Genomic DNA, 10,599 nt, shown 5'->3' with positions numbered 1-10,599 from the left:
GAGGATGATCAGATCTTTTTCTTAGTGGCTTATCCAAAATCAGTAAAAGATAATTTAACAGATAAGGAAACCGCCATTCTGCGCCAACTCGTGAAGGAGCAATTTCATGGATAACAACTTATTTGATGACTTGGTTGCTTCAATCAAAGAAGCTGGAGCCATCAAACGTAAAGAAGTTAAAGCAAGCCGAGTTACAGAACTCGAATTGCCTGATATTAAAGAAGTACGTGAAAAAACCGGCTTGAGCCAAAATGAATTTGCTGCACGTCTACATATTAGCCCCCGTACCCTGCAAAATTGGGAACAGGGACGACGCTATCCAACTGGACCAGCAGCTACATTGATTCGAATTTTAGATGCTCACCCAAGCCTTATTTGAAAAAATTACTTAAAAAATGGGAGCTTAAGGCTCCCATTTTTATTTCGTATAAGGTGTATTATGTTAATTTTAGGAAAACTTAAATTAAGATTTCAATTTTAGGGTCATCAATATTTTCTAATATGCCCTTATAAATCTCGTAATTTACTATGTCATAGCAGACAAAAAAGACTTCTTTCACTTCATTATAAAAAGGTAATTCTGACAAGATAGTACCTATAGCAATTTCTGCTGCTAGCTGCTTAGGAAAGTTATAGACCCCAGTTCCCATATTCGGAACAGAAACTGTTTGAGCTTTAATTTCCTCTGCTTTTCTTAAAGCACTACTATAAGTATTACACAATAATTGTGGTTCATTTTTTTCACCATTTAGCCATCTAGGAGCAACCGCATGAATAACAAATTTAGCAGGTAGGTCACCTGCAACGGTTACTTCTGCACAGCCAGTCTGACAACCACCTTTTGTTTTATTTAGATGGATACAAGCCTCTTTCATCAGAGATCCTGCTTTTTTATGAATGATATAATCTAGGCCACCCCCACCTAATAAAGATTTATTTGCAGAACTAATAAGAGCATCTACTGGAAATTCTGTGATATCTCCATGAATTAAATTCACTTTCTTTTTCATAAGAATTAGAGGTTATGATACAAGATACATAATCATATATTTAAATAGAGGGGTTTATGGAAAAGGGTGCAATAATTTCAGATTGTAGTAAATATCGTTATTCACTTTGGCGTATTTGGGATAAAGAGAAACCTATATTTACATTTATTGGCCTAAATCCTTCAACAGCAGATCATATTCAAGATGATCCAACTATCAATCGCTGTATTAACTTTGCTAAAAGTTGGGGGGGTGGTGGCATCTACATGGCTAATCTTTTTGCATATAGAGCCACTGATCCACAAGAAATGATGTCTCAGGAAGATCCAATTGGCCCTGAAAATGATGCTTACTTGCAGCAATTAGCTACAGAATCTCATCAACTTATTGCTTGTTGGGGAAATGCTGGAATATTTAAAGACAGATCAACTTTTGTAAAACAACTTCTAAAAGATAAGCTCCATTATCTTAAATTAAATAAAAGTGGAGAACCTGGGCATCCTCTGTACATACATTCTTCAACAGAATTAAAGCCTTTTTTAGAACCTATTTAACATAATAGAGCTTATACGAAACGTGTTTTTAATATTACTTTAAGATCAGTATCTTATCGTTATTCATACCCTTTGGAACGTTCTCGTTCAACCGACTTGGAAACAAGTCGGCTTTTTTATGAGCAGTTTTGATAGTTCTTGCCAATAAATCTGACTAAAAATTACGCTTTTCAGCTTGAGTGATACAATTTTGTGATACATTATTGTATATACAAATTTGAATGTTTTTTATGGAACAGTATTTCGAATGGGATGAGGCAAAGAATCGAAAGAATCAGAAAAAGCACGATGTCTCTTTCGAAACAGCAAGCCTTGTTTTTGAAGATCCTCTAAGGATCTCAATCCAGGACAGACATACCGATGGCGAAGAACGTTGGCAGACCATTGGAAAAGTGAAAGGCGTACTAATGCTCTTAGTAGCTCATACCATCTTTGATGAAGATGACTGTGAAATCATACGAATCATTAGTGCAAGACAGGTAACTAAAGCAGAGCGAGATAAATATGAGCATGGTTAGATACTCACGCAAAGAACTGAATGAAAAATTCAGCGACAAGCAAGATGCTGAAATTGAACGCTTGCTTGCTAAGGGAACGGTTCCTGACGATCAGCTAGATCTATCAGATATTCCTGAAATTACCGACTGGAGTAATGTTGTACTCCACAATCAATTCTATCGTCCAGTAAAGCAACAAACTTCAATTCGGTTAGATGCTGATGTACTTGCTTGGTTCAAAGCACAGGGAAAAGGTTATCAAACACGTATGAATGAAATCTTACGGGATGCTATGCTCAAAGAATTAAAAAATCATCAATAAAAATGGGAGCTTAGGATCCCATTTTTAATTTCGTATAAGGTGTATTAGGTTGATTTTAGAAATATTAGTAAAAATTATATCAATTACTAACTCTAATTTGAGCTTTAAAATCATCAATATTTTTGCTTGCATCAAAAAGTTTAAAGTATTTCAATGCTACCTTTCGTGCTTCATTTGAAGATGCTCTCCAATGGGCTGGATGAGGCACTCGAAGTACAAGGGTTTCATTATTCCAGATACGCATAGTAAATTTATCTACATGCTCTCCAGTCATTATTTTCTCGTTGCTTAAGAGTTCTAAACTTTCTTCAAGTTTAGGGAAATTATTGTGATATTGACCAGTGAAAAAAATAACTTTAGGTTTTAATCGTTTTATTTGCTCAGACAAATTTTGAATAGATAATTTTTCTAGATGTACGGAAATTTCTTCATATTCAGATTTCTTCCTGAATGTATTAAAAGACTTTTTCTTATAGTCAAAGAAGTAAAAGTTTAACCACTGTACAGGTTCATTATTATTAATCTGTTTAACTTTCCTCAAAAATTGAAGAAAACGACTTTGATCTTTTGTTTGTCCATATAATTCAGCATGGCGGTCTTTACTTTTTTTAATCACATTTTCAAAGCTAATATCATCATTTAGGAAATCTTTTAACCGCCCTTGCCATCCTTTAGTTTCTTGACCAACTATAAGCACTTTATTCTTCGAGAAATCAAATAAAGGATCAAAATTAGGGATAAATGGGTAACTCAAATCATGTAAACATTCTTTTTCAGCAACAGATAAGTGGTCTAAATACTCTTTTAACTTTTCCAATTTTGGCGTGTATTCAATCAATTTTTATATCCATTAAATAAAGTTAATATTAGGCCTCTTGCGAAAGTATCATTTTTAACTATTTTAGACTTTGATATTTATTTAAAAATCAACAATTATCACTGATTAAATTTTGACTAACGCAAGAGGTCTAGTATATAGAATATTATATAAAGATAGGTATGCCATATGAAGATTGGAATTTTTTGGTATTGGAAAGATGAGGTCTTAGGAGTTGCACATGATTTCGCTCTTTCAGATATTGACTCTATAGGGTTAGCCGATAGTAATTATGCTCATATAGAGTATTGGAAAGTTCTTCAAAGCAGGATGAATGATTTGAAATATATAGAATATGAAGAAATTCCAAGAGGAAGAGCTATTTTTAATTCAAAATTAAATAAACTAGTAATTTATTTGGACAAAAGTCTTCTAATACGCTCTAAAGTTGAAAAAATTTCTCAATTTTATGAGGCTAACTTTGAACAAATAATTATTAGAAGTGATCCACATTACAGAACAAAATAAATCTATTTAACATAAAATCTCATCTACGAAATGCAGCAGCAGCAAATGTAAGCCTCAATTAGGGGTGGATTTCTGGATTTATCTCGATTTAGGGGGGTGGATTTCAAATATTAATTTTTAAAACGGTACAATTTCAAAAAAACTAGGGAATTCGTTTATACGGATAACTTAAAATAATTTTCGCTGAAACCATTGCTACACAAGGCTTTCAGACTGATATAGATAGTTTTAAGCAGTCGATTTTTTTAAGATCATTCATTTTACCTAGGGAAATTGCTCATATCGAGTAAATCCCCCCTGTATTTTGATAATTTGGGGAAATCCCTTCAATATTAACCATATTAAGTAAATAAAATATAAAGAATTTTTTTAAAACGGTACAATTTCAAAAAAAACTAGGGCCATCATAGCCTCTTGGTTTTGTAGATTGCGGTTGTTTCTCTTGTTCTAATTTTCGCTGTTTACTTAATTCTGCTTCATAGTACGGTTTATACAGCTCATAACGATTCTCAGCTCTCAATCGATTAATTTCTACAATCATGTCCTGTTTCTGTTGGTAGCGAACTGGATCACTTTCATTTGCAAACCTCAGTGCTTTACTCATGATTGGCACATCTTGCAGATGAGTATCATATTTTTTATTGTAATCCTCATTGGATAGACAACTCACCAGATTCGGAACCTCTACCTTTAACCCTCTAATTTCAATAATTTTGGTCGGCGCATAACGCTCTAAGCTGTCATTAATCAGCTCTTCAGTTTTCTGCCGATACAACTGCAACTGTGCTTTGCCCATTCCTAATACATCGGCTGTTAATTTCTGAGCGCCCCCTTTCTCTGGCTGCTCAGGGTTATAACGCTTAAAAAACTGCTCAGGTGTTCGCTCAATACCATCCACATGACGTTCACTGTAAATCAAATGCAAATGCGGCTGATCTTGTCCCGCCAAGGCGCCAGCATGATTATGAATCGCGCACGTAAAAGGATAGCGATAACGATCAGCAAATTCTGCAATAAATGCCTCGGCCAGTTCAATCCGCTGCGCCACAGTCAACTCTTTCGGCAAAGCCACCACAAAACTTGAACAGACCCGACCATTTTTGCGCTCATACAAATCCGAGGCCTGCCAAAATTCTTCCGGATTCCCCGCAAAACTGGGCATATTACCGGATCGTACAAACTCAAGTTGTTCATGAACATGATCTTTATGTTGTGCAAATTGGGCAGTTCGAGTGATGTAGTGAAAGCGCTCTTTGGCGGTTCTCGGTTTATTATTTTTACCACCTTTTTGGGGCGGATTTTTACTGTTGTGTTCAAGATTACAGTAGAACATTGTTGCTTCCGCTCCATAGGTTATTTTGATGTTGTAACGACACTTTTTGATGTTGTAACGGTACTTTTTTGATGTTGTAACAGCACCTTAATTTCTAAGTAACAGACAACATTCAATATAAATCAATAACTTACACCTCTAGTTGCCTGCGGAGCACGAGGAGAAGTGTTTCTAAAAGGCTATAATTTACTTCGTAAAATTATAGCCTTTTAGAAACACGGAAACGAGCTAATAAATTAAATAAAATGTTCCCACATTTTATTTAATTTATTCATGCCGCCATATGCTACTCTACTGATCTCTGATTCATGTGTTTTTTGGGGTGCTGATCATGGTGAAACGCGGTCGTCCTGCTAAAGTTTTATCCAATGAAGATTTGATTCAATTGCAGCAGTTTTTAGAACAATTACCGTTCCGCACAGAAATCCAATCTCAAGTTTTAAGGTCATTAATATCAACAGAAAAATTTGATGAAGAGATATTCAAAAAGTTTAAAACTGTAGATCGCTATAGAGTGCTATATCAACAACGCCAAATCTTACTTGAACAGATCAAACTCAAAGCACATAACCAACAAAAACTAATGGACAATGAAGTTGAAATTTTAAGTTTGGCCCAACAAGACCAGGATCGAGACATCTGGTTTAGACTAGAGCGAGCCTTAGAGTCTTATCAAAAAATCCATAAGGCGGTTCTCAATGACCGTATACGCCTCGAAAATGAGCAAAAACGCGAAGTTTTAAATAAATCGAGGAAAACCCTTACCGAAGCACAAATCAAGCGTAATGAGGAAAACAGACGCAAATACGAATTAGGTGGTGCAGTATTAGCAGCCTTTAAAAAATTGAATATTGATATTCAATCGGAAACACCAGATCAAATCACCAGTATAATTGTCAATAACACTCAATTCGCATCTAGCGTAAGACAAAGTAAAATATTTAAAGAAATGAGGGAACTCTCCCTCAGTTCACGTCAACGACAAAATTTATTTCTTGATGTTCTTGAAGGCCTATCAACTTGGGAAAGTAATCATAAGAAACTATCAACAATAGAAATTGAAAAACACCAACATAAGAATCAATAGTACTGACTGTTCCAACTTAGAGTCCCCAAAGTTGGGCGAGTGTCTACGAGCGGCACAATCAAAATTCGCGCCTAGACTCCTTGAAAAACAGCTTTTTAGGCTGTGAAGCCTAAATAAGCGTAAATCACATGCAGAAAATTGAGCCTAGATCGAGCGTAGCGAGTAAAAAAGCTTTATGAGCGAAGCGAATTCCGAGTTGCTTTGTTGTTTTTGATCTTGCTTTTGCTTTTCCTTAAATTCACGGGAATATTGACCAAAAAATTGCCCCGACGAATCGAGCGAAAGCGAGATTCAATAGAGTTTGAGCGTAGCGAAAACCAAGGGCAATTTTTCTAGCACCGGGTTTTTAATGTTTTTAATGTTTTTAATGTTTTTAGACGATCTGAAAGCCTTTATTTTAAAGCCATACACGACCTATATGAATAGGTTTATCGACCTATATGAATAGGTTTATCGACCTATATGAATAGGTTTATCGACCTATATGAATAGGTTTATCGACCATTTAAATAGGTTTATCGATCTCCTGATCGATATGTCCAAATTACATAAGTTAATCCGTAGAAATTTACTGTATTTACTGTATTTACTGTAATTGCTGTAATTGCTGTAATTGCTGTAATTGCTGTAATTGCTGTAATTGCTGTAATTGCTGTAATTGCTGTAATTGCTGTAATTGCTGTAATTGCTGTATGAATAGGTTTATCGACCCAATTAAAACATTTTAAATCAGTGATATATATTATTTTTTTAGAAAAAAAAAGTGTGTGTTGAATGGGCTTTTTAAATAGTCTATTCTACAGACTAGTTTTAAACTATTTATTAAAAATGAAAAAAGAAGTCGTAAAAGATAACGCTCTTGTCCAAGCAAGCTATACATTAGATATAGTCGAACAACGTCTCATTCTTTTAGCAATCACTGAAGCTAGAGAAACTGGGCATGGAATCACCGAAAATAGTCTGTTAGTAATTCACGCAAGTAGCTATATCAATACCTTTCACGTAGAAAAGCATACTGCATATACAGTGCTGAGAAGTGCTTCTAAAAGCTTATTTGATCGTTATGTTACGTATCATGATACCAATCCTAAAACAGGTAAAGATCGAAGCTTCCACTGCCGTTGGGTTGATAAAATTGGATATGAACAAGAATCGGGAATCATTTATTTACGTTTTACTCAAGAAATTGTTCCGTTAATTACCCGAATTGAAGTTAATTTCACAAAATATGAACTAGAACAAGTCGCAAAATTAACTAGTGCTTATGCTATCCGACTATACGAATTACTCATACAGTGGAGATCAACGGGTAAAACACCTATCTTTAATTTAAGTATTTTTCGACAGCAGCTAGGTGTTGAAGAACAGCAATATAAAACTATGAGTAACTTTAAGACCTATGTTTTAGAGTTTGCATTAGAACAAGTAAATAAATTCACTGATATCACAGCAAAATATCAGCAACATAAAGAAGGGCGATCCATTTCAGGTTTGTCATTTACGCTTAAACAAAAGAAAGTAGGTACAACAAATAGTAAAAGCCCTAGACCAACTGATCTTTTCTCAAAACTGACCGATAAGCAACGTCACGTATTTGCTAATAAGCTTTCTGAACTACCAGATATGAATAAATATTCTCAAGGTACGGAAAGCTATGCACAATTTGCAGTTCGAATTGCAGAAATGCTGCAAGATCAGAAAAAATTTGAAGAACTGCTACCATATCTTAAAAAAGTAGGATTTAACGCAAAATAAACTTCATGTTCAGGTAGGATGTTCAGGCGAACATCCTTGTACATGCACTGAGGGATTACATTGAACACAACCAAATTTAGCGTTATGGACGCCAGTAAAGCCTTTAAAAAGTCACGAACAACAATATATGAAGCTATAAAAAATGGGGAATTATCAAGGGATCATGATGGTCTTATAGACCTATCTGAACTTATCAGAGTTTATGGCAATCCTTCAGGTGTTCAGTCCAGTACACGCACTGAACACGTACAGAAGGATGTACATGTACACGTCCAATCAGAAGTCGAAACTGTATTAAAAGATCAAATTTCTTTACTCAAAAATCAGTTGGATTTAGCCAACCAAAGAGAAAAGGCTTTGATGCAGCATATCGAGGATCTGACGCATAGAATTGAGTTTAAAGGACAGCCTGAACAACCAATCACCGAAGCGAAAAAGGAAGAAGCTATCCAGCCAAGTACTGCTCCAGTACAGCCAGAACCAGGTACTACTGAGCCGAAAGGTGACGGATTGAGTACTCCAGTTGAAACAGAAAATAAGCGGATTCCAGTGCCGGAGCACATTGAACAGGAGCCGGAGAAAAGGGGCTTTTGGAGCCGTTTTTTTAGACCCTATGATTAACCACGATTGTTTAACTGATATGAACAGAGTCGTGAAACTTTGATTAAATAATAAGCGTGGAACGTGAAAAATCATAAAAAAAAAGCCCACCTTGGGGGAGGTTGGGCAAAAAAGAAACTACAGCCTTGAATTATAAGGATAATTATAACGCATTTCGTATAAGGTGTATTATGTTAATTTTAGCTTTTCTCTATAATTACTATCTTAAGGCCCACTACCAAATTCTGTAATTAGCCAATCAGATTGAGGAGATTGTTTCACAAGAGTAATAAATAAAATATAGTCACCTACTGGACTACCAGCATCATCTATATGGACGACTTTAACTTTTACCATCACTGAAATAATTTTATAAAATTCTTGATAATACTCAGGTCTACTTTCCGCTGAATCATAATTAATCCTTACTACTTCTAAAATTTTTGAGTCTTTGAAAGAGAGAAACCTTTCAGAACTTTTTAAATCTTCATGTAATCGCGCATCTGGCCAAACATATTTGATTGCTGATTCTAGATCATGTTTAGCAAGTGAATTAAAGAAAAGTATTGTTGTCTGTGTTGCCATCTCTTTATCATGATTTAATTTCTGTTTGTATGAATTAATGATTAGAAGTAGACATAGACCTACAAGTAAAATTCCTAATTTTATAAATATTTTAGACATTATAATTTCACTTTTATCTTTCGAAAAAACGCATAACCGACTAAAAGACACATAAGCCAAAATAAATAATCAAGAATAAAATATAAAAAAATGAATTGATCTATTCCTATAATAATATTTAAAGGATCTAGCGCTATACTACCGCCTGGAGATATTTCACCATCTACTAAAAACTGTAATGGAAATCCTCCTCCTATAACTTCAACTTTTCCAAGCTTGTCTACAACTATCCGGTCTATCAATGTATATTTCTGATGAAACAAAGACAAATAAGTCAAAACAAAAGATAATATATTGAAATATATTATTTTTTTCTTTAATAATTCTTTAACTTTAAAATCAGTTAAAAATAACCAATAAGACAAGCCTGGAATTAGAGCCATAAAGATAGTCCAAGTGTCGGTATACATCTTCCACCATTCTTTCGAAACTTCTCCTGTATGGCTCCATCCAAAAAGAACAAAAAATGGCATAGCAATAATTAAAGAGCTAATACAGATAGTTAGCAAATTAAGAATACTATAACGATTTAAAAGAATTGAGACCATAAAGCTAAAAGGTACTGTCAAAATACTATAAGCCAAGTAAACAAGACCATGCCCTGCAAAAACCACAAAAATTGAATATAGACTATATTCACGATTCATTATGATAAATAGCAATGCTGTGAAAAAAAGTAGTGGTAAAGGAGCAAGTAATAGGGCTTTTACTATTTTTTCTTTTGAGTATTTCATTAACTTAATTCTCTTATCTACTCAATAACTATTCATACTATACCGATTTTCTTGGAGGTCGTTTGCTTCCATTTAACATAATGGCGATTATACGAAATTAGTAGTTTTTACGCGGAATTCCTAACGTATTCATCTTTTGTCTTATATCTTTATTTTTATCAATAGGTAAAATATATTCATAACCTACATCGAAAAGTAGGTAATTAAGAAAAAAATTACAGCGTTTTATAAGCCTTATAGTAACGGGAGAGACTATAGGGCTTTTTATTTATCTTAATATTCATATATCTATGATGAAGCCATGATGCTCTGCGATATAAAAAACCGGCTTGAGAATAGACCGGTCTTTTATGATATTTGCTAAAATACTCTTTTGAAATATAAAAAACTAAGCGTGTATAGCACTGGGTCTAGGTGTAAGAGCCACAACTCTCGTTTTTTGATACGGAAACTGATAAAATTCTTTATACGCCATTGACGTATAAAGAATCTATGTTATTCATTGAAACCAGTATCTTTACCAAGCAAATCAAAGACCTTGTATCTGATGAAGAATATCGTCAACTTCAACAAGATCTATTGGTTCAGCCAGATAAAGGTGACTTAATCAAGAATGGCGGTGGCATTCGAAAAGTACGTTGTGCTCAAGGGAATAAAGGCAAAAGTGGCGGTATCAGAGTAATTTACTATTGGGTAAAT

13 protein-coding genes and 2 pseudogenes are annotated in these 10,599 nt (G+C 34.4%); 9 read left to right on the top strand and 6 right to left on the bottom strand.

From position 1 onward, the window contains the following. The first annotated feature begins 106 nt into the window (after positions 1 to 106). Entirely contained in the window at positions 107 to 379 is a 273-nt protein-coding gene (nadS, locus tag AC4CVD_RS18385; RefSeq protein ID WP_000369781.1) for a NadS family protein, read from the top strand. A 79-nt stretch (positions 380 to 458) separates the two neighbouring features. On the opposite strand, the gene AC4CVD_RS18380 is transcribed toward nadS, so the two are convergent. Next, complete coding sequence (locus AC4CVD_RS18380) at positions 459 to 1,010, bottom strand: macro domain-containing protein (RefSeq protein ID WP_033134790.1); 552 nt, start codon at positions 1,008 to 1,010, stop codon at positions 459 to 461. Positions 1,011 to 1,066: 56 nt separating this feature from the next. On the opposite strand from AC4CVD_RS18380, the gene AC4CVD_RS18375 reads away from it, so the two are divergent. The 3 genes from AC4CVD_RS18375 to AC4CVD_RS18365 all read left to right on the top strand — a co-directional run bounded on the left by AC4CVD_RS18375 (position 1,067) and on the right by AC4CVD_RS18365 (position 2,362). Then, positions 1,067 to 1,543, top strand: a complete 477-nt coding sequence (locus AC4CVD_RS18375; RefSeq protein WP_033134783.1) for a DUF1643 domain-containing protein — start codon at positions 1,067 to 1,069, stop codon at positions 1,541 to 1,543. Between the two features lie 230 nt (positions 1,544 to 1,773). Continuing rightward, positions 1,774 to 2,061 carry a BrnT family toxin gene (locus AC4CVD_RS18370; RefSeq protein ID WP_039890878.1) on the top strand — a complete coding sequence of 96 codons (288 nt, stop codon included), beginning with the start codon at positions 1,774 to 1,776 and terminating at the stop codon, positions 2,059 to 2,061. Continuing rightward, complete coding sequence (locus AC4CVD_RS18365) at positions 2,048 to 2,362, top strand: BrnA antitoxin family protein (protein ID WP_057691017.1); 315 nt, start codon at positions 2,048 to 2,050, stop codon at positions 2,360 to 2,362. The genes AC4CVD_RS18370 and AC4CVD_RS18365 overlap by 14 nt, the downstream gene beginning before the upstream one ends. A 79-nt stretch (positions 2,363 to 2,441) precedes the next feature. Here the strand turns inward: AC4CVD_RS18365 and AC4CVD_RS18360 are convergent, their stop codons facing one another. Then, positions 2,442 to 3,200: a hypothetical protein gene (locus AC4CVD_RS18360; protein ID WP_057691016.1), complete on the bottom strand. Its 759-nt coding sequence runs from the start codon at positions 3,198 to 3,200 to the stop codon at positions 2,442 to 2,444. A gap of 168 nt (positions 3,201 to 3,368) precedes the next feature. Here AC4CVD_RS18360 and AC4CVD_RS18355 point away from each other — a divergent pair, with 168 nt between their 5' ends. After that, on the top strand, positions 3,369 to 3,707 hold the full coding sequence (locus tag AC4CVD_RS18355; protein ID WP_062035473.1) for a hypothetical protein: 339 nt from the start codon (positions 3,369 to 3,371) through the stop codon (positions 3,705 to 3,707). 385 nt (positions 3,708 to 4,092) lie between these two features. Here the strand turns inward: AC4CVD_RS18355 and AC4CVD_RS18350 are convergent, their stop codons facing one another. After that, complete coding sequence (locus AC4CVD_RS18350; RefSeq protein WP_279700089.1) at positions 4,093 to 5,040, bottom strand: MobA/MobL family protein; 948 nt, start codon at positions 5,038 to 5,040, stop codon at positions 4,093 to 4,095. Positions 5,041 to 5,371: 331 nt separating this feature from the next. Here AC4CVD_RS18350 and AC4CVD_RS18345 point away from each other — a divergent pair, with 331 nt between their 5' ends. The 3 genes from AC4CVD_RS18345 (at position 5,372) to AC4CVD_RS18335 (ending at position 8,503) form a co-directional block, all read left to right on the top strand. Next, complete coding sequence (locus tag AC4CVD_RS18345) at positions 5,372 to 6,127, top strand: hypothetical protein (protein ID WP_490753654.1); 756 nt, start codon at positions 5,372 to 5,374, stop codon at positions 6,125 to 6,127. A gap of 828 nt (positions 6,128 to 6,955) precedes the next feature. After that, the gene (gene repM, locus AC4CVD_RS18340) at positions 6,956 to 7,882 is read left to right on the top strand and encodes a replication initiation protein RepM (RefSeq protein WP_490753656.1); all 927 of its coding nucleotides are present in this window, start codon (positions 6,956 to 6,958) and stop codon (positions 7,880 to 7,882) included. Between the two features lie 60 nt (positions 7,883 to 7,942). After that, the gene (locus AC4CVD_RS18335; protein ID WP_490753653.1) at positions 7,943 to 8,503 is read left to right on the top strand and encodes a plasmid replication DNA-binding protein; all 561 of its coding nucleotides are present in this window, start codon (positions 7,943 to 7,945) and stop codon (positions 8,501 to 8,503) included. A gap of 204 nt (positions 8,504 to 8,707) precedes the next feature. Here AC4CVD_RS18335 and AC4CVD_RS18330 read toward each other — a convergent pair whose 3' ends face one another. The 3 genes and pseudogenes from AC4CVD_RS18330 to AC4CVD_RS18320 all read right to left on the bottom strand — a co-directional run. Further along, on the bottom strand, positions 8,708 to 9,166 hold the full coding sequence (locus AC4CVD_RS18330; RefSeq protein ID WP_005804943.1) for a hypothetical protein: 459 nt from the start codon (positions 9,164 to 9,166) through the stop codon (positions 8,708 to 8,710). Continuing rightward, positions 9,166 to 9,459, bottom strand: coding sequence for a hypothetical protein (locus tag AC4CVD_RS18325; protein ID WP_228723781.1), 294 nt, complete (start codon positions 9,457 to 9,459; stop codon positions 9,166 to 9,168). Before AC4CVD_RS18325 ends, AC4CVD_RS18330 begins: the two co-directional genes overlap by 1 nt. A 30-nt stretch (positions 9,460 to 9,489) precedes the next feature. Next, positions 9,490 to 9,900: pseudogene (locus AC4CVD_RS18320) on the bottom strand (hypothetical protein); the annotation flags it as partial. A 492-nt stretch (positions 9,901 to 10,392) separates the two neighbouring features. Here AC4CVD_RS18320 and AC4CVD_RS18315 point away from each other — a divergent pair. After that, positions 10,393 to 10,599: pseudogene (locus tag AC4CVD_RS18315) on the top strand (hypothetical protein); the annotation flags it as partial.

Source organism: Acinetobacter sp. LipI_23, from assembly GCF_058243045.1.
The sequence above is the reverse complement of the archived record's forward strand: the minus strand, read 5'-3'. Positions and strand labels throughout refer to the sequence as shown.